21 protein-coding genes are annotated in these 18,302 nt (G+C 61.7%); 13 read left to right on the top strand and 8 right to left on the bottom strand.

What is annotated here, in order from left to right; all coding sequences use genetic code 11:
- Positions 1 to 116 precede the first annotated feature (116 nt).
- Positions 117 to 464, top strand: coding sequence for a hypothetical protein (locus AC3IX1_RS25465; RefSeq protein WP_489386253.1), 348 nt, complete (start codon positions 117 to 119; stop codon positions 462 to 464).
- Here AC3IX1_RS25465 and trxA read toward each other — a convergent pair.
- From trxA to AC3IX1_RS25450, 3 genes are read right to left on the bottom strand one after another with little or no spacing between them, the layout of a single operon-like run.
- Positions 461 to 1,333 carry a thioredoxin gene (trxA, locus tag AC3IX1_RS25460; protein WP_007970158.1) on the bottom strand — a complete coding sequence of 291 codons (873 nt, stop codon included), beginning with the start codon at positions 1,331 to 1,333 and terminating at the stop codon, positions 461 to 463. The genes AC3IX1_RS25465 and trxA overlap by 4 nt on opposite strands.
- Before the next feature lie 39 nt (positions 1,334 to 1,372).
- Positions 1,373 to 2,029, bottom strand: coding sequence for a class I SAM-dependent methyltransferase (locus AC3IX1_RS25455; RefSeq protein ID WP_489386252.1), 657 nt, complete (start codon positions 2,027 to 2,029; stop codon positions 1,373 to 1,375).
- The gene (locus AC3IX1_RS25450; RefSeq protein ID WP_489386251.1) at positions 2,026 to 2,490 is read right to left on the bottom strand and encodes a hypothetical protein; all 465 of its coding nucleotides are present in this window, start codon (positions 2,488 to 2,490) and stop codon (positions 2,026 to 2,028) included. The genes AC3IX1_RS25455 and AC3IX1_RS25450 overlap by 4 nt, the downstream gene beginning before the upstream one ends.
- Positions 2,491 to 2,617: 127 nt before the next feature.
- Here AC3IX1_RS25450 and nrdR point away from each other — a divergent pair, with 127 nt between their 5' ends.
- From nrdR to AC3IX1_RS25395, 11 genes are all read left to right on the top strand, one after another.
- Positions 2,618 to 3,082, top strand: a complete 465-nt coding sequence (gene nrdR / locus AC3IX1_RS25445; RefSeq protein WP_003228656.1) for a transcriptional regulator NrdR — start codon at positions 2,618 to 2,620, stop codon at positions 3,080 to 3,082.
- Positions 3,079 to 4,212, top strand: coding sequence for a bifunctional diaminohydroxyphosphoribosylaminopyrimidine deaminase/5-amino-6-(5-phosphoribosylamino)uracil reductase RibD (ribD, locus tag AC3IX1_RS25440; protein WP_489386250.1), 1,134 nt, complete (start codon positions 3,079 to 3,081; stop codon positions 4,210 to 4,212). The genes nrdR and ribD overlap by 4 nt, the downstream gene beginning before the upstream one ends.
- A 47-nt stretch (positions 4,213 to 4,259) precedes the next feature.
- The gene (locus tag AC3IX1_RS25435) at positions 4,260 to 4,925 is read left to right on the top strand and encodes a riboflavin synthase (RefSeq protein ID WP_046815884.1); all 666 of its coding nucleotides are present in this window, start codon (positions 4,260 to 4,262) and stop codon (positions 4,923 to 4,925) included.
- Between the two features lie 30 nt (positions 4,926 to 4,955).
- Positions 4,956 to 6,047, top strand: a complete 1,092-nt coding sequence (gene ribBA, locus AC3IX1_RS25430; protein WP_095941942.1) for a bifunctional 3,4-dihydroxy-2-butanone-4-phosphate synthase/GTP cyclohydrolase II — start codon at positions 4,956 to 4,958, stop codon at positions 6,045 to 6,047.
- A 91-nt stretch (positions 6,048 to 6,138) separates the two neighbouring features.
- A complete protein-coding gene (gene ribH, locus AC3IX1_RS25425; protein ID WP_003228649.1) occupies positions 6,139 to 6,615 on the top strand; it encodes a 6,7-dimethyl-8-ribityllumazine synthase in 477 nt (158 codons plus the stop codon).
- A complete protein-coding gene (gene nusB, locus AC3IX1_RS25420; protein ID WP_003185935.1) occupies positions 6,612 to 7,112 on the top strand; it encodes a transcription antitermination factor NusB in 501 nt (166 codons plus the stop codon). Before ribH ends, nusB begins: the two co-directional genes overlap by 4 nt.
- An 18-nt stretch (positions 7,113 to 7,130) precedes the next feature.
- Positions 7,131 to 8,096, top strand: coding sequence for a thiamine-phosphate kinase (gene thiL, locus AC3IX1_RS25415; RefSeq protein WP_489386249.1), 966 nt, complete (start codon positions 7,131 to 7,133; stop codon positions 8,094 to 8,096).
- Positions 8,093 to 8,596 carry a phosphatidylglycerophosphatase A family protein gene (locus AC3IX1_RS25410; RefSeq protein WP_007970166.1) on the top strand — a complete coding sequence of 168 codons (504 nt, stop codon included), beginning with the start codon at positions 8,093 to 8,095 and terminating at the stop codon, positions 8,594 to 8,596. Before thiL ends, AC3IX1_RS25410 begins: the two co-directional genes overlap by 4 nt.
- A 267-nt stretch (positions 8,597 to 8,863) precedes the next feature.
- Complete coding sequence (gene ribA / locus AC3IX1_RS25405; protein ID WP_046041645.1) at positions 8,864 to 9,481, top strand: GTP cyclohydrolase II; 618 nt, start codon at positions 8,864 to 8,866, stop codon at positions 9,479 to 9,481.
- The gene (locus AC3IX1_RS25400) at positions 9,478 to 9,897 is read left to right on the top strand and encodes an MFS transporter (protein ID WP_489386248.1); all 420 of its coding nucleotides are present in this window, start codon (positions 9,478 to 9,480) and stop codon (positions 9,895 to 9,897) included. Before ribA ends, AC3IX1_RS25400 begins: the two co-directional genes overlap by 4 nt.
- Positions 9,897 to 10,697 (top strand): cobalamin-binding protein, encoded by an 801-nt coding sequence (locus AC3IX1_RS25395; RefSeq protein WP_489386247.1) that lies wholly within the window; start codon positions 9,897 to 9,899, stop codon positions 10,695 to 10,697. Before AC3IX1_RS25400 ends, AC3IX1_RS25395 begins: the two co-directional genes overlap by 1 nt.
- A 150-nt stretch (positions 10,698 to 10,847) precedes the next feature.
- Here AC3IX1_RS25395 and AC3IX1_RS25390 read toward each other — a convergent pair whose 3' ends face one another.
- The 5 genes from AC3IX1_RS25390 to AC3IX1_RS25370 form a co-directional block, all read right to left on the bottom strand.
- The gene (locus tag AC3IX1_RS25390; RefSeq protein WP_489386246.1) at positions 10,848 to 12,701 is read right to left on the bottom strand and encodes a TonB-dependent receptor domain-containing protein; all 1,854 of its coding nucleotides are present in this window, start codon (positions 12,699 to 12,701) and stop codon (positions 10,848 to 10,850) included.
- 152 nt (positions 12,702 to 12,853) lie between these two features.
- On the bottom strand, positions 12,854 to 14,752 hold the full coding sequence (gene dxs, locus AC3IX1_RS25385; RefSeq protein WP_007994160.1) for a 1-deoxy-D-xylulose-5-phosphate synthase: 1,899 nt from the start codon (positions 14,750 to 14,752) through the stop codon (positions 12,854 to 12,856).
- Positions 14,753 to 14,843: 91 nt separating this feature from the next.
- Positions 14,844 to 15,731 carry a (2E,6E)-farnesyl diphosphate synthase gene (gene ispA / locus AC3IX1_RS25380; RefSeq protein ID WP_489386245.1) on the bottom strand — a complete coding sequence of 296 codons (888 nt, stop codon included), beginning with the start codon at positions 15,729 to 15,731 and terminating at the stop codon, positions 14,844 to 14,846.
- Positions 15,728 to 15,970: an exodeoxyribonuclease VII small subunit gene (locus tag AC3IX1_RS25375; RefSeq protein WP_007970180.1), complete on the bottom strand. Its 243-nt coding sequence runs from the start codon at positions 15,968 to 15,970 to the stop codon at positions 15,728 to 15,730. The genes ispA and AC3IX1_RS25375 overlap by 4 nt, the downstream gene beginning before the upstream one ends.
- Positions 15,971 to 16,060: 90 nt before the next feature.
- Positions 16,061 to 17,212 carry a Fic family protein gene (locus AC3IX1_RS25370; protein ID WP_489386244.1) on the bottom strand — a complete coding sequence of 384 codons (1,152 nt, stop codon included), beginning with the start codon at positions 17,210 to 17,212 and terminating at the stop codon, positions 16,061 to 16,063.
- A 277-nt stretch (positions 17,213 to 17,489) separates the two neighbouring features.
- Between AC3IX1_RS25370 and AC3IX1_RS25365 the strand changes: the two genes are divergently transcribed.
- Entirely contained in the window at positions 17,490 to 18,281 is a 792-nt protein-coding gene (locus AC3IX1_RS25365) for a YfaP family protein (protein WP_489386243.1), read from the top strand.
- The last annotated feature ends 21 nt before the right edge of the window (positions 18,282 to 18,302 follow it).

The raw sequence follows: 18,302 nt of genomic DNA, 5'->3' as shown, positions 1-18,302 counted from the left end.
AAATGAAGAATGTGTTATGTGATCTTATAACATAAGCGCGGAGAGTTTGACTGCCTGCTTGGCGTTGCACAAGTCCCATGGGAGCATGCAGGGATGAAATGTGCGGGAGCAGACCTATGTTGCGAATTCGCGGAAGCATCGGCGACTGGCCGGTGGATTTGACCCTGGAGATGGACGACGCGGACTGGGCGCGGCTAGGGGCGCAGTTGCAGGTGGAAAAATCCGGGGTCAGCATTCCAGCGGCGAAACCGCTGAATCAGGATGATGCGCTGTGGCAGATCGCCAGGGATTTGCTGCGCAAGGCAGGACAGCTCAGCGGGCCGGACCTGCTCGATCAACTCGAAGGGCTGACCGGCAGTGCGGCGGCGGGCAAGCGCCTGCTGGTGCGATTGCGCCATAGTTCGGACGTGAAGGTATTGAGCGGCGGGGATACGCCGCTCTACAGCTGGATCGAGACGGTTTAGTACAGCGCGGCAAACAACTTGCGGCGATACGTGCTCACCAACGGATGATCGTTGCCCAGCAACTCGAACACCTGCAGCAAGGTCTTGTGCGGCAAGCCTTCGCTGTAGCTGCGGTTACGGATGAACAACTTCAGTAATGCATCCAGCGCGGCGTCGTACTGCTGACGGGCCAGTTGCTGGATCGCCAGTTGATAGACCGCCTCATCGTCCAGCGGGTCTTTTGCCAGCCGGGCCTTCAGGTCGGCGGCATCCGGCAAGTCCTTGGCCAAACCGAGAAACTTGATCTGTGCCTTGGCGCCGGCCAGCGCGGCCTTGTGCTCGTCGCTCTTGACCGCATCCAGCACGGCTTGCGCTTCGCCCAGTTCACCGCGCTCGGTCAGGCAGCGGGCGTAGAGGATCAGTGCCTTGGCGTTGGTGTTGTCTTCACCCAGGATCACTTTGAGCAGCGCTTCGGCATCGGCAAAACGGCTGTCATCGAACAGCGCCTGGGCTTGTTCGAACGGATCGGCGGCGGCCGGTGGCGGCATCTGCACATGGGGCTCGAGCAGGGCGCGCACGGCGGATTCCGGCTGGGCACCGGCAAAGCCATCGACAGGCTGACCGTCCTTGAACAGCACCACGGTCGGCAGGCTGCGGATGCCGAAGCGGGCGACGATGTCTTGTTCGAGGTCGCAGTTGACCTTGGCCAGCAGCAACTCTCCCTGATAGCTCTCGGCAATGCTCTGCAACATCGGCATCAGCACTTTGCAGGGCGCGCACCATTCGGCCCAGAAATCCACCAGCACAGGCTTGTGGAAAGAGTTCTCGATCACCGACTGGTCGAAATCGGCAGTCGTGGCGTCGAAGATGTACGGCGTTTCCTGACTCATGGGGGATCTCGTAAAAGCGTGAATGGGGCAACTATACGGTCAGGCGCGGGCGGCGTGGTAGAGGCTCACATGCCGAAACTCGTGGGGCTCGGCCAGATCCGGCAGGGTCATCGCCTCCAGCATCTTTATGCGCCGGTACAACGGATGACGAAAATCCCGTACTCGGGAATCCGCCACCAGCGCCTCTCGGCCGCGGCTGAGGAACTGGTCGAGCAGCGGCAGGTTGGCCCGGTCGTACAGCACATCCGCCACCAGGATCAGATCGAAGCGATCGGCCTCGGCGAAAAAATCCGTCGAGTAGTTGAGCTCTACGTCATTGAGCTCGGCATTGGCCCGACACGCGGCAATCGCCAGCGGGTCGAGGTCGCAGGCCAGCACTTCGAGCGCGCCGGCCTTGGCAGCGGCAATCCCCGCTACCCCGGAACCGGCACCAAAATCCAGCACGCGCTTGCCTTCGACCCAATGCGGGTTTTCGGCCAGATAGCGGGCCACGGCCAGGCCGCTGGCCCAGCAGAAACTCCAGTACGGAGGCTCATGCAGGATGCGCCGGGTCTCTTCGGGGCTGAAGGCGCGGTCCATGTTGTCGCCGTCGATCAGCCACAGTTTTAAATCGGTTGCAGGCAACGGGCAGGCCACCAGTTGCGCGTCACCGAGCAATTCAGCCAAGGCCTGTTGCAGGTCGAGCGGTGCATTCATGGGGCTTTGACGAATTGCAGTTGGCCCAGGGCCTGGGTGGTCGGCTGGGTAATCAGCTGCGACGGCAGGTGCAGGATCAACTGCCCGGACTGACTTGCGCGGCCTCGCAGTTCAACGCGGGCCCCGACCGGGAAGGCTTCCGGATTGAAGCGCAGGTGAAACGGCAGCACCTGGTTGTTGCCGATCAGGCTGGAACTGGCGAGCAATTGTTGCGGACGGTCTTTTTCGTCGATCACCAGCAGCGCCAACTCGACTTCGGCACCCGCCGGCACGCCTTGCAGGGTACCGCTCAATTCGCGCTGGTACGCGGGCAGCGGGCCAAGGTTGGCTGCCTCTTTGGCTTTTTTCTGCGCTTGCTGCGGCGCTGGGCCCGGCGTCGGCGGCTGGGGCTGGGGTGCGTCGCTGCTGCAGGCCACCAACAGGCTGAAAAGGCTGAGCAAAACGAGCGGTCGTAACGGCATTGGCAGCTCCGGAAAGATGAAATCCATGGATCAATTGATCATCCCGTCTGTATACCGCAAACCCTATGGCTTGTCTTGCCACCGGGATGCGCTACCATGGCCCTCCCTTTTTTTGTTGCCTGCCACCATGCACTGTCCCTTCTGCGGTGCCAACGACACCAAGGTCATCGACTCGCGTCTGGTCGCCGAGGGCGAACAGGTGCGCCGCCGGCGTGAATGCCTGGCCTGCGGCGAGCGCTTCACGACGTTCGAGACGGCTGAACTGGTGTTGCCGCGCCTGATCAAAACCGACGGCAGTCGCCAGCCGTTCGACGAAGAAAAACTCCGCGCCGGCATGCAGCGCGCGCTGGAGAAGCGCCCGGTGAGTGTCGAGCGCCTCGAATCGTCGCTGGTGCACATCAAACACAAACTGCGTGCCACGGGCGAGCGCGAGGTCAAATCCCTCGTGGTCGGCGAACTGGTGATGGCCGAGCTGCAGAAGCTCGACGAAGTCGCCTACATCCGCTTCGCTTCGGTATATCGCCGCTTCCAGGACCTCAACGAGTTCCGCGAAGAGATCGATCGCCTGGCCCGTGAACCGGTGAAAGAATGACCACGCCCGCAGAACAAGCCATCCTCGATGCTCATTTCATGGCCCGTGCCCTGGAACTGGCGCGCAAGGGGCATTACACGACGCACCCCAATCCGCGGGTCGGTTGCGTGATCGTGCAGGGCGGGCAGATTGTCGGCGAAGGCTGGCATGAGCGCGCCGGCGAGCCCCATGCTGAAGTCCACGCCCTGCGCGCGGCCGGTGAGCAGGCTCGTGGCGCCACCGCTTACGTGACCCTTGAACCTTGCAGCCACCACGGCCGCACACCGCCCTGTGCCGATGCACTGGTCAATGCCGGTGTGGCCCGCGTGGTCGCGGCGATGCAGGACCCGAACCCGGAAGTCGCCGGTCGTGGTCTGCAACGTTTGGCCCAGGCCGGTATCGCCGCCGAAAGCGGCGTGCTGGAAGGCGAGGCGCGCAAGCTTAATCAAGGCTTTCTGAAACGCATGGAACACGGCTTGCCGTTCGTGCGGGTCAAGCTGGCCATGAGCCTGGACGGGCGCACGGCCATGGAAAGCGGCGAAAGCCAATGGATCACCGGCCCGGCGGCGCGCTCGGCGGTTCAGCGCCTGCGCGCGCAAGCCAGTGTGGTACTGACCGGCGCCGATACGGTGCTGGCAGACAACGCGCGGCTGACCGTGCGCGCTGATGAGCTGGGGCTGGATGCAGAGCAAACGGCCTTGGCCATGAGCCGCCTGCCGCTGCGGGTGCTGGTCGACGGTCGTCTGCGGGTACCGCTGGATGCACCGTTCTTCAAGGCCGGCCCGGCGCTGGTCGCGACCTGCGTGGCGGTGGAAGAGCAATATGCCAACGGTCCGGAATGCCTGATCGTGCCGGGCTACGATGGGCAGGTCGATCTGCGCCAGCTGCTGGTTGAGCTCGCCGCCCGTGGCGTCAACGAGGTGTTGGTCGAGGCCGGCCCACGGCTGGCCGGTGCCTTTGCCCAACTCGGTCTGGTGGACGAGTTCCAGATTTTCATTGCCGGCAAGTTCCTGGGTTCCTCGGCGCGGCCGCTGCTGGACTGGCCGCTCGCGCAAATGAAGGATGCGCCCGAGCTCAAAATCACTGAAATTCGTGCCGTTGGCGATGACTGGCGAGTCATCGCCATTCCTTTGCCAGCAGCAAGCGTATAATTTCCGGCCATCGCGCAAGCTTTGGCTTTGTTCTCGAGGAGAACCTCATGTTTACCGGCATCATCGAATCCATCGGCAGTATTCGTGCATTGACCCCAAAGGGCGGTGATGTGCGGGTTCACGTCGAAACCGGCAAGCTCGACCTGAGCGACGTCAAACTGGGCGACAGCATCGCGGTCAACGGCGTGTGCCTGACTGCCGTCGAGTTGCCAGGCAATGGTTTTGCGGCGGACGTCAGTCGCGAAACCCTCGACTGCACCGCCATGAACGACTTGAAAAGCGGCAGCCCGGTCAATCTGGAAAAAGCCCTGACCCCGACCACTCGCCTCGGCGGGCATCTGGTCAGCGGTCACGTCGACGGCGTGGGCGAAGTGGTTGCCCGTACCGAGAACGCGCGCGCCGTGGAATTCCGCATCCGCGCGCCGAAGGACCTGGCCAAGTACATCGCCCATAAAGGCTCGATCACCGTCGACGGCACCAGCCTGACCGTGAACGCAGTCGATGGCGCCGAGTTCCTGCTGACCATCATTCCCCACACCCTGAGCGAAACCATCATGGCGTCGTATCAGCCGGGTCGCCGGGTGAATCTGGAAGTGGACTTGCTGGCCCGTTATCTGGAGCGCCTGCTACTGGGCGACAAGGCCGCCGAGCCGACTGCCGGCAGCACCATTACCGAAAGCTTTCTGGCCCAAAACGGCTACCTCAAATCCTGAGCTCAAATTTCGAAAGAAGGGGGGTGCCTTGTGGCGCTCAATAGCATCGAAGAACTGGTTGAAGACATCCGCCAAGGCAAGATGGTCATCCTCATGGATGACGAAGACCGCGAGAACGAAGGCGACCTGATCATGGCCGCCGAGTGCTGCAAGCCCGAGCACATCAACTTCATGGCCAAGCACGCCCGTGGCCTGATCTGCATGCCGATGAGCCGCGAGCGCTGCGAACTGCTCAAGCTGCCGTTGATGGCGCCGCGCAATGGTTCCGGTTTCGGCACCAAGTTCACCGTATCGATCGAAGCGGCCACCGGTGTGACCACCGGCATTTCCGCCGCCGACCGTGCGCGCACCGTGCAGGCTGCCGCCGCCCGTGATGCCAAGGCTGAAGACATCGTTAGCCCGGGCCACATCTTCCCGCTGATGGCCCAGGCCGGCGGTACCCTGGCCCGCGCCGGCCACACCGAAGCGGCGTGCGACCTGGCGCGCATGGCCGGTTTCGAGCCGAGCGGCGTGATCTGCGAAGTGATGAACGACGACGGCACCATGTCCCGTCGCGCCGAACTGGAAGCTTTTGCCGCCGAACACGACATCAAGATCGGCACCATCGCCGACCTGATTCACTACCGGATGATCCACGAACGTACCGTTCAGCGGATTGCCGAGCAGCCACTGGACAGCGAACTGGGCCAATTCAACCTGGTGACCTATCGTGATTCGGTGGAAGGCGACGTGCACATGGCGCTGACCCTGGGCAACGTGTGTGCCGAAGAACCGACCCTGGTTCGCGTGCACAACATGGACCCACTGCGTGACCTGCTGATGGTCAAGCAACCAGGCCGCTGGAGCCTGCGCGCCGCCATGGCCAAGGTTGCCGAGGCCGGCAGCGGCGTGGTGCTGTTGCTCGGTCACCCGCTCGATGGCGACGTGTTGCTGGCGCATATCCGCGAAACCGCCGATCACGCCGCGGTGAAAAAACCGACCACCTACAGCACTGTCGGTGCCGGTTCGCAGATCCTGCGCGACCTTGGCGTACGCAAAATGCGCCTGATGTCGGCACCCATGAAATTTAATGCGATATCCGGTTTCGATCTGGAAGTTGTAGAATACGTGCCCTCCGAATAATGACCGGTTGTTTCCGGCCTTGAATTCGCGGTTCAAATATCACTGAGGGACGCGTACGAGACGCGTCCCGGCTCTTTAAGAGATCTAACGAATGACCCTGAAGACCATCGAAGGTACCTTCATCGCCCCTAAAGGCCGCTACGCTTTGGTAGTGGGCCGCTTCAACAGCTTCGTCGTTGAAAGCCTGGTCAGCGGTGCAGTTGATGCCCTGGTTCGCCACGGCGTGAGCGAAAGCGACATCACCATCATCCGCGCACCTGGCGCCTTCGAAATTCCGCTGGTTGCGCAGAAAGTCGCCCAGAAAGGCGAATTCGCGGCAATCATCGCCCTGGGCGCGGTCATTCGTGGCGGCACTCCGCACTTCGAATACGTGGCTGGCGAGTGCACCAAGGGCCTGGCCCAGGTGTCCATGGAGTTCGGCGTTCCGGTCGCTTTCGGCGTCCTGACCGTTGATTCCATCGAGCAAGCCATCGAACGTTCCGGCACCAAGGCCGGTAACAAAGGTGCTGAAGCTGCCCTGTCCGCTCTGGAAATGGTCAGCCTGCTGGCGCAGTTGGAGGCCAAGTGATTAGCGACGAAAGCGATCGTTTCAACCCGCGCGATCCAAAGCCTGCGGATGCCGGCAAGCCATCGAAAAGCGTCAAGCGTCGCGAAGCCCGTCAGCTCGCGACCCAGGCGCTGTACCAATGGCACATGGCCAAGCAATCGCTGAACGAAATCGAAGCGCAGTTCCGGGTCGATAACGATTTCAGCGATGTCGACGGCGCGTACTTCCGCGAGATCCTCCACGGGGTTCCGCAGTTCAAGACCGAAATCGACACCGCGCTCACGCCTTGCCTGGACTTGACCATCGAAGAGCTGGACCCTGTTGAACTGGCCGTTCTGCGCCTGTCCACCTGGGAACTGCTCAAGCGCGTCGACGTGCCGTACCGCGTTGTGATCAACGAGGGTATCGAACTGGCCAAGGTTTTCGGTTCCACCGACGGCCACAAGTTCGTCAACGGTGTGCTCGACAAGCTGGCCCCGCGCCTGCGTGAAGCTGAAGTCAAGGCGTTCAAGCGCTGATCGGCGCTTGCAACTGCAATGGGTGAGTTTGAGCTGATCCGCAATTTCTTCGCCGCCGCGCCTTGTGCGCAGGGCGGCGAAGGCGTTGCCCTCGGGATTGGCGATGACTGTGCCTTGCTGGCTGTTCCCCCCGGGGAGCAGATGGCGATATCTACCGATACGTTGGTGGCCGGCGTGCATTTCGCCGATCCCTGCGATCCGTTTCTGCTCGGTCAGCGCTCGCTGGCCGTGGCCGTCAGCGACCTGGCCGCCATGGGCGCCACCCCGGTTGCCTTTACCCTTGCTTTGACCCTGCCGACGGTGACCGCCGATTGGCTGCAAGCTTATGCCCGCGGTTTGAACCAGATGGCGCAAAGTTGCGGCGTCGCGTTGGTCGGCGGCGATACCACTCGCGGACCGTTGAGCCTGACCATGACCGTGTTCGGGCGCGTGCCGGCCGGTCTGGCGCTGACCCGCAGCGGTGCGCAACCGGGCGACCTGCTGTGTGTCGGCGGCAACCTGGGCAATGCCGCCGGTGCCTTGCCCCTGGTGCTTGGCCAGCGCACAGCCGAAGCGCGCATTGCCGAGCCCTTGCTGGCGCATTACTGGTCGCCGCAACCGCAGCTCGGTTTGGGTCAGGCGCTACGGGGCAAGGCCACTTCGGCAATGGATATCTCCGACGGCCTGCTCGCTGATTGCGGGCATATCGCGCTGGCGTCGAAGGTCGGTATCGAAGTCGAGCGGGATCGATTACCACTGTCGCAGAGCCTGATCGACTTTCTCGGTCAATCGGACGCACAGGTTGCAGCCCTGAGCGGCGGCGACGATTACGTCCTGGCCTTTACCTTGCCGTCCGTCGAATTGCCGCTATTGCTGGCCGACGGCTGGCCGATCCATGTGATCGGGCAGGTAGTGACGGGGCAGGGCGTGAGGCTGCTGGACGCCGATGGCAAAGACATCACCCCGAAAACCCGGGGTTATCAACATTTTCGGGAGTCACCGTGACAGATCATCCCAAACAGGTCCCGGCGGAATTCGTACCGCCGTCGGTCTGGCGTAATCCGTGGCATTTCCTGGCGTTCGGCTTCGGCTCGGGCACCTTGCCAAAGGCGCCCGGCACTTGGGGGTCGTTGGTTGCGCTGCCTTTTATCCCATTGTGGCAGATGCTGCCCGACTGGGGTTACTGGCTGATGCTGGGCATCACCATGCTGTTCGGCTTCTGGCTGTGCGGCAAAGTGGCCGACGATTTGCGGGTACACGACCATGAAGGCATCGTCTGGGACGAAATGGTCGGGATGTGGATCACCCTGTGGCTGGTGCCGGAAGGCTGGCAGTGGTTGCTTGCGGGTTTCCTGATGTTCCGCTTCTTCGACATTCTCAAGCCATGGCCGATCCGCTGGATTGACCGGCACGTACATGGCGGCGTCGGCATCATGCTCGATGATGTCCTGGCCGGGGTGTTCGCCTGGTTGGCGATGCAAGGGCTGGTGTGGTTTTTCGCCTGACTGTTTGATTCGAATGCTTTCCAGATCCGATGACCGACATAGAACCCTGTGGGAGCGAGCCTGCTCGCGATGGCGGTGTATCAGTCAATATTGATGTCGCTGACAGCACGCAATCGCGAGCAGGCTCGCTCCCACAGGGAATGTGCTGGGGCGTATATCAAACATTTTGATAGTTATCGCCGATAATTCAGCCTAAGCGTCCTCCGGAACCTGCTGTTACAATGCCGGCTCTGCGAATCTTCAGACTTTTAGATCAGGAGCACACCGGTGCCTGTCGCTTTTGTCGCCGCTTGCAAGCTGCCAACACCTTTTGCGCAATTCACCATGCATGGCTTTCTCGATGAAGCCACCGGCCGCGAGCACGTTGTGCTGAGCCTGGGTGAGTTCGATGACGGTGCCCCGGTACTCGGCCGGTTGCACTCCGAATGCTTGACGGGCGATGCCCTGTTTAGCCAACGTTGCGACTGCGGCTCGCAACTGGAAGCTGCCTTGCAGGCCATCGCCCGTGAAGGTCGTGGCGTGTTGCTCTACTTGCGTCAGGAAGGCCGGGGCATTGGTCTGCTCAACAAAATCCGCGCCTATGAGCTGCAGGACGGTGGCGCCGATACCGTCGAAGCCAACGAACGCCTGGGCTTTGCCGCCGACCAGCGTGACTACGCCATGTGCCTGCCGATGCTGGAGCACATGGGCGTGAAGTCCCTGCGCCTGATGACCAACAACCCGCGCAAGGTCAAGGCCTTGACCGATATGGGTATCGTGGTCGCCGAGCGCGTACCGCTGCACACCGGCCACAACCCGCATAACCGCCTCTACCTGGCGACCAAGGCCAGCAAGCTCGACCACATGATGGGCAATGAGCATCAGGGCGAGGTAGACCGGGCGTGACCCGCGGTCAGGTGCGGCGGCGACTGTCCTTCAACTGGTGGCAATATCTGGCACTGGCCTTGTTGCCGCTTTTTGTGATCAACGCGGTGTTCGGCCAGAGCGAAGTCATTTTGCCGGTGCTGGCGATGCCGTTGTTCATCGCCGGAGTCGCCTCGATGTTTGTCAGCCTGAAGTTTTTCGGTGCCTACAAACACGCGCTGATCGCCACTCAGAAAGCCCTCGATACCCCTGAAGAGCCTGCCGCCTGGATCAGTCTGGCGGCCAAGCGGCGCACGGCATTCCTGGTCGCCGGCCTGCCGGCCTGGATCGCTGCCCTGGCGGTGTTCGTCGGTCTCGAAGCCGTGCCGCTGATGCTGCTGGCACTGTCGACTGCCGTGCTGTTCTACCTCTACCGTATTCCGCGTCAACTCGGTTGATGCGCGCGTTCTGGCTGGCGGTGTTGCTGCTGGCCGCCAGCGGCTCGGCATTCGCGGTCGAACGGGTTGTCAGCCTCGCCCCGTCGCTCTCTGAAATCGTCGTTGAACTGGGCTCCGCCGACCTTCTGGTCGGTGTGCTGGACGCCGGTGAACGGCCTGCCGAACTCAAGGACCTGCCCTCCGTTGGCCGCTATGGCCAGCTGGACATGGAGCGCTTGCTCAGCCTGAAGCCCGATCTGTTGCTGCTCTGGCCCGGTAGTGTCGGCCCGGCCCAGCGTGACCAGCTCAAGCGACTGAATATTCCCACCTACGTCGCCGAACCCCACAGCCTGAACCAGCTCGCCGCACAGATCGAGACCATTGCCGCCCAGCTCGGTCGGCCTAAACGCGGAGCTTCATTGGCCGGCGATTTACGCCAACGGCTGGATGAATTGCGTCAGCGCTATCGACGGGATCAGCCATTGCGGGTGTTCTATCAGATCTGGGATCGGCCGCTGTACACGGTTGGCGGCGAGCAGATCATCAGCGATGCGCTGGAGGTCTGCGGTGCCAAAAACGTGTTTGCCGACCTGAAGCTGCCGGCACCGCAAGTCAGCGTGGAAGCCGTGTTGCAGCACAATCCCGAGGTGATTCTGGCCAGCGAACAGGCGCAGCTCGATGCGTGGAAAGCCTGGCCGCAGGTGGCGGCCGTGGCACAGGGACAGTTGCGATTGGTGACGGACAAGGGGCTGGAGCGGCCGAGTGGGCAGATGATCGAGGCCACCGCAAAGCTGTGCCAGTTGATCGCGCCCGACCGCTGACCTGTGGCGAGGGGGCTTGCCCCCGTTGGGCTGCGAAGCGACCCCAAGTCCTGCAATGGTGTTTTATCAGACATCCCCATCAGCCTGATTGCGGTTGCTGCGCAACCGAACGGGGGCAAGCCCCCTCGCCACAAATGTTTGAATCTGGCTTTAGATCTCCGGCGTCCAGGTCACCCCGAACATCCACGCCCGACCTTCCTCGCGATACCCATACTGGCTACCTTGGAAGCTGTACAACGCCCGGCTGTAACCCTTGTCCAGCAGGTTGTCGACCTTCAGCTCCAGCTGGATTTCACGATTGAGCTCCCAACTGCTGCGCAATCCCAACAAGGCATATCCACCCAGCGGCTGTTGATTGTTCAGATCGTCATAGCTGCTGCTGACCGCTTGCCAACTCGCGCCGAGGCCCAGGCGATCGAACTGACGGTCCAGATCCCAGCTCAAGGTGCGCCGCGCACGACGGGCCAGGGTGTGGCCTGAGTCACGGTCGCGCGGGTCGATGATCGCCACGCCAAGGTTGCTCTGCCAGCCGAACAGTTCTTGCTTCAGCGCTGCTTCGAAGCCGTTGATTCTCGCGGAAGCAACGTTCTCCGGGCGGGAGCTGTAGATGATTGCGTCTTCAATATCTGTGCGATACAGCGACGCTTCTAGGCGACTGCTCTCGGTTAATTGGCTGCGCCATTGCAGTTCATAGCTTTTCGAGGTTTCAGGCTTCAGGTCGGGGTTGTTGTAGTTTGGGTAATACAAGTCGTTGAACGTCGGCGCACGGAAGCCCTCGCTGTAACTCAGCAGTACTTCATTATCCGGGTTTAGAGGCAGGGTGAAGGTGCCGCTCCAGGTGTTCTGGCTGCCGAACTGCTGGTTATCGTCGTGACGCAGGCCCAACTCCGTGGAGAAACTGTCGGCCTGATAGCGATGCTGGATAAACGCGGCGCGGTTCCAGCGGCTGTCTTCGTCGAACGCTGTACTGCTATTGATCCGGTCTTCGTACCAGTCACCACCCAGCATCAGGCTGTTTCGCTCGTTGAGCGTCAGGTCGTTCTGCCAGTTCACCGAGTCGCGGTAGGTGTTGAAAGCGCTGCGTTTGTCACTGAGCTTGTCGAGGTTTTTCTCGCGGTTTTCGCTGTGGCCGAATTCGACACGGGTTTTCCATACTTCATTGATGCGCGCGTCGACGTAACTGCTGACACTGCTCACATCGAATTCATTGTAGGGCTGCTGTTGAACTGAATCGAATGGATTGTCGAACTCGCTCTTGCCACGGTTATCAAGCATGTTGGCGCCGACTTCGATGTCTTCCGTCAGGGCGTGACTCAGGCTCAGGCTGAGGGATTTGTTGCGGTAGGCGTCGTGATCGCCGTCGCTGGGGTACGACTCGTGGGTGCGATTGATCCCGGCGGTTTCGTCGAGGCTGGCGCCGAGGTTGAAGCGGGTTCGCTCATCACCACCGGACAGGCCAAGGCTGCGTTCCCAGGTCTGGTTGCTGCCAAAACCCGTGTGCAAGCGCGGTTGCAGGCCTTGTTCACCACCACGGCGGGTGAAGATCTGGATCACCCCGCCAATCGCATCGCTGCCGTAAATCACCGAGCGGGAGCCGCGCAGCACTTCCACGCGCTCGACCTGCTCGATGTTGATGTGTTGCAGGTTGCTGTCGCCGGAGGTCGAACTGCCGATGCGCTGGCCGTCCACCAACACCAGGCTCTGGGCTGACTGGGTGCCGCGGATGTAGACACCCGGAAGGCTGCCGCGCCCGCCGGCCTGCGAGACCTGCACGCCTGGCACCCGACGCAGCAGATCGGTGACGCTATCGGGTTGCAGGCGATCGATGTCTTCGCGGGTGAATACGGTGTTGGCGGCGCTGCTGTCGTTGCGTGCTTCGACCTGGCGGTTGGCGCTGATCAACACGTCGGGCAGCTTCAGGGCCTGGTCGCGTTCGAAGGTGTCGGCATAGGCGTTGGCGGTGGGTAGCAGAAACAGAGGCAGGGCGAGGCGGGAGAACTTCATTGGTAGTCCGATGGTGTTTCGTGGTGCACACAAATCAAATGTGGGAGCGAGCCTGCTCGCGATGACGGTGTATCAGTCAACATTTGAGTCGACTGACAGTCCGCTATCGCGAGCAGGCTCGCTCCCACAGGGTGTTGCATGTATCCAGGGATTTAGATGTTCAGCAGTTGCAGGCGCTCGCGGATCGAAGCCTCGATCCCGGCTTCATCCAAGCCACACTCGGCCAGCATTTGCGCAGGCTTGGCGTGTTCGACGTAGATGTCCGGCAAGCCCAGGTGCAGCATCGACTTGAGGATGTTTTCGCGGGCGAGGAATTCGCTGACCGCGCCACCGGCGCCGCCCATGATTGCGTTTTCCTCGACGGTCACCAACAGCTCGTGGCTGCCGGCGATTTCGCGAACCAGCGCTTCATCCAGCGGCTTGACGAAACGCATGTCGACCACAGTCGCGTCCAGCGTCTCGGCGACTTTCAGGGCTTCGGCCAGTTGCACGCCGAACACCAGCAGGGCGACTTTGCTGCCTTGGCGGCGGACTACGCCTTTGCCGATCTCGATCGGTTCCAGGTCTTTCTCGATGGTCGCATTCGGGCCGTTGCCGCGCGGGTAGCGCACGGCCGCCGGGCCTTCGTACAGGTGGCCGGTGGTGAGCATCTTGCGCAGCTCGTTTTCATCGCTCGGGGTCATCACCAGCATGCCGGGGATGCAGCGCAGGAACGACAAATCGAAGCTACCGGCGTGGGTCGGACCGTCTTCGCCCACCAGGCCTGCGCGGTCGATGGCGAACAGCACGTCGAGGTTCTGCACGGCGACGTCATGCACCAACTGGTCGTAGCCGCGCTGCAGGAAGGTCGAATAGATGGCTACCACGGGCTTCGCGCCTTCGCAGGCCATGCCGGCCGCGAGGGTAACGGCGTGCTGCTCGGCAATGGCGACGTCGAAGTAGCGCAGCGGGAAACGTTCGCTGAAAGCAACCAGGTCCGAGCCTTCCTTCATCGCCGGGGTAATCCCGACCAGACGCGGATCGGCAGCCGCCATGTCGCACAGCCATTCGCCGAACACGCCGGAGTACTTCGGCCCGCTGGCCTTTTTCGGCGCAGCGGCCGGGGCGTCCAGGGGTTCGAGTTTGGTGATGGCGTGGTAACCGATCGGGTCGACTTCCGCCGGGGCGAAGCCTTTGCCTTTCTTGGTGACGACGTGCAGGAACTGCGGGCCCTTCAGATCGCGCATGTTGCGCAGGGTGGCGATCAGGGTCGGCAGGTCGTGGCCATCGATCGGGCCGATGTAGTTCCAGCCCAGTTCTTCGAACAGCGTGCCGGGAACCAGCATGCCTTTGGCATATTCTTCGGTCCGGCGAGCGATTTCCCAGGCCCCGGGCAGACGCGACAGCACTTTCTTGCTGCCTTCGCGCATGCTCGCGTAGGTGCGACTGGATAGGATCTTCGCCAGGTAGTTCGACAAGCCACCGACGTTGCGCGAGATCGACATGTCGTTGTCGTTGAGGATCACCAGCATGTTGGCGTCCACTTCCGGCGCATGGTTCAGCGCCTCGAACGCCATGCCCGCGGTCAACGCGCCGTCGCCGATCACCGCGATCGCCTTGCGCTCGCTGTTTTGCAGGCGGGCGGCAATCGCCATGCCCAGTGCGGCACTGATCGAGGTGCTGGAGTGGCCGACGCCAAAGGTGTCGTACTCGCTCTCGGAGCGGCGCGGGAACGCAGCGACGCCGTCCTTCTGGCGCAGGGTGCCCATGCGCTCGCGACGACCGGTGAGGATCTTGTGTGGATACGCCTGATGACCCACGTCCCACACCAGCCGGTCGTCCGGGGTGTCGAAGACGTAATGCAGCGCGATGGTCAGCTCGATCACGCCCAGGCCGGCACCGAAATGCCCACCGGTCTGGCCGACCGTGTAGAGCAATTCCAGGCGCAACTCATCGGCCAGGGTTTCCAGCTCGGCTTCGCCTAACCGGCGCAGGCCGTCCGGCGTGTTCGCGCGGTCGAGCAGGGGCGTGGTCGGGCGCTTGCGGGGAATCTCATGAAACGTCGTGGGCATCAGGCGAATCGTTATAGGTATAAAAGATGCGGCAGTTTACCTGATGCATCGCCCCCTGCCCACGCGTTGGGCTTTTTTGGCGGATACGCCTTCAGCTGCGGCGATCGACGATATACCGGGCCAGATCACGCAACGGCTCGGCCGCCGCGTCAAACGGTCGCAGCGCGTGCAGGGCCTGGTCGCGCAGCTCCAGGGCATAGGCCTTGGCGGCGTCGAGGCCGAGCAGGGCCGGGTAGGTCGGTTTGTCCCGGGCAATGTCGGCGCCCTGGCGTTTGCCGAGGGTGGCGGTATCGCTTTCGACGTCGAGAATGTCGTCCTGGACCTGGAATGCCAGGCCGATGGCCTGTGCATAAGTCTGCAGGGACTTGAGTTCGTCTTTCTCGGCACGGCCGCTGGCCAGGGCGCCGAGCTTGACGCTGACCTCAATCAGCGCGCCGGTCTTGTGCCGGTGCATGTATTCCAGGGCTTTTTGATCGAGCTTCAGACCGACCGAACCGAGGTCGATGGCCTGACCGCCGACCATGCCCGCCGGGCCTGCCGCCAGCGCCAGGGCACTGACCATTTGCAGGTGGATCTCGGCGTTCAATGTGCTCAGGCGTGGGTCAAGCAGGGCGCTGAAGGCCAGGCTCTGCAAGCCGTCGCCAGCGAGGATCGCGCAGGCTTCGTCGAATTTCTTGTGGGTGGTGGGCTGGCCGCGACGCAGATCGTCATCGTCCATGGCCGGCAAATCGTCATGCACCAGCGAATAGGCGTGGATCAGCTCCACCGCACAGGCTGCGCCGTTGGCTTGCTCGGCCTTGCCGCCCAACGCTTCGCACGCGGCGTAGGCCAGCAGTGGACGCACGCGTTTGCCGCCATTCATCACGCTGTAGCGCATGGCTTCATACAGCCGCGCCAGCTCGGGGCTCGGTGCAGTGAACAGGGTTTCCAGAGCCGTATTGACGCGGGCCTGGCTGGTGGCCGAGTACGCTGCAATCATTCTGGCTGATCCGCGTCGAAGGGTTCCTCGGCCAACTCGCCATCACGCTCGAGCAGCACTTGAACCTTTTGCTCGGCCTGGGCCAGCGCCGCCTGGCAATCGCGGGTCAGACCGATGCCTTGCTCGAAAGCGGCCAGCGAGTCCTCCAGCGACAATTCGCCATTCTCCAGACGCTCCACCAGCGTTTGCAGGTCGGCGAGGGACTGTTCGAAATCCAGTGCAGCTTTTTTGCGGGCCATGGCGGCGATTTCCGGTTGACGTTAAACCGGCGCGACACTAGCAGATAGGGGGGGTATGGGCAAATGAGCGGAGTGGTTGGTGCAAGGGTTTCAGCGCTCAGGATGCGCTTGGTCGGGATATTTGATCTGGTAGCGAGTACTGCGCCCGCCACCCGGCAGGCGTTGCAGGCAATCCTTATCCAGCAGTTCGGCCAGATGCCGGGTCGCGGTCGCTTTGGAGACTTTCGCCACGGCTTGATACTGCGCCGCGCTGATCCCGCCTTCGAATCCACGCTCCCCTCCGTCCAGCAAGCGATTCAGTATTTTGGTCTGCTCGGTCGACAGCTCGGACTCCCGGTGCGCCTGCCAGAAGCGCGCTTTGCCCAGCACGGATTCGATCCGTGCCATGGCCTGTTGCAGGCTGCGCAATAGAGTTTGCAGGAACCATTCGAGCCAAACCGTAATGTCCGTGTTGGATTTCTGGCAGTTTTCCAGCACCCGGTAATAGCCAGATCGATCCTCGAGAATACTCGCCGACATGGCATAAAAACGGATCGCCTGAGCCTCGCCTTGAGCCAATGCAAGGTCGGTGATCGTTCTGGTCAGGCGACCGTTGCCGTCGTCAAACGGGTGGAGAGTGACAAACCAGAAGTGTGCGATGCCAGCTCGCAGCAAAGGGTCGAGCCCGGACTGATTTCGGCTGGTTTCAAACCATTCGAGGAAGGTATCGAGTTGGCGCTCAAGGCCCAGGCGAGGCGGTGCTTCGAAGTGCACGGTCGGTCTGTCGAGACGACCGGAAACCACTTGCATTGGATCATCGCCGCGCAAAACACCTACACGAATGCTTTGCGCGGCCAAGCCGATTTCCTGTTCTGGAAGCAGCCACTCATGCCAATCCAGCAGTCGTTCAAGTGTCAGCGGCTCGGCAAAATGCTGGGTAGCATCGAGCATTAATTGCGCGAGCCCTTCACTGCGCTTGCTGACGTTGTCGCCATCATTGAGCTCCAACCCCAATCGCCGCGCCAATGAAGAACGAACTGAACCGACATTCAGCTGTTCGCCTTCAATCGCCGATGAGGTGACGATGTTTTGCAGCAATGCATCCAGTTCACTTTGCGCGCTCAGCGAACTGCCCACGGAACTGGCCATGCCCATTAGCCGACCTTGTGCTTGAACGCACTCGCGTAACAAGGGCGCCAGGCGTTCGGCATTCCAGGTGAACCCCGGCCAATCAGGCTGCTGCCATATCCATTGAGGTGTCATGAACTTGATGCTCTAGTAGGGGTGAGCCGATTAGGCGGACTATTCGGCTCATATAATGAGCCGAATATGGCGCGTATTCGGCTCACCGTCCACCCGTTACCGTGATTCCCACCGCAATTTCGGAGCCATTCGATTGTTAAAAAACATCCGAATGGCTAACCTTCGAGCCCTATACGACCTGGCAGTCACAGGTCTTTCAGACGAAACGCAGTATTCATATCTGTAACGCGCCCAGGATCAGGCGCAAGGTTTCGTCCTGCATGGCAGGAGGCGTCGCATGCGCTCATTTCTTTTGCTGCTGATCGGGTTGGTTATCGCGCCCGTGATTCTGGCCGCGCCCAATGCCGAGTTATCGGAACCGGTGGGCGGCTGGCGTTACAACGGTCTGCTGGACCGTAGCGAAAATCCGCAAGTCGCCTATCCCACGCCGCCGATTGATCGGGGCGTGCAGCGCAATCGCACGATGATCGAAGGCCGGCTCAAGGCCCTCGGCACCCAGCGCGGGCCGCACACCTTGGCGGTCAACGGCAATCCGCTGAATCTCTATACCGATGAGCAAGGGCGTTTCGCCCGGCCGTATGCGTTTGGCGCCGGTTCCAACAGCGTCGAAGTGCGCAGTGCCGAAGGCCAGTCCCTCAAGCGTGTTCAATTCTATGAAGCCAACAACCTGCGCACCCCGGCGCGGATTCGCGTGGTGCTGGGTTGGGATGATCCGAAAGCCGAACTCGACCTGCATATTGTCACGCCCGATGGCCAGCATGCCTTCTGGGCGCACCCGGCCTTGACCAATGGCGGCGGCCTCGACCCTGACGGCGTCGATGGCCCGGGTCCGGAAATGTTCACCATGACCGCTCCGCTGCGTGGCACTTATCTGGTTTACGTGAACTATTGGGGCAACTTCGGCAGCGGCGGCTATAACTTCGATGAGTCCGGTAACCAGAACGAGGTGATTACCTCGCAGATCAATCTGGTGCTCAACGAAAACACCGTCGATGAAAAACGCGAGACGTTCATCGTGCCCCTGCGCGCAATCGGCGACCTGCTGCTGGTCAAGACTTTCAACTACTAAGCATCCCCGCTCCACGGATGA

This window comes from Pseudomonas sp. KH_046_2, from assembly GCF_057838985.1.
The sequence above is the reverse complement of the archived record's forward strand: the minus strand, read 5'-3'. Positions and strand labels throughout refer to the sequence as shown.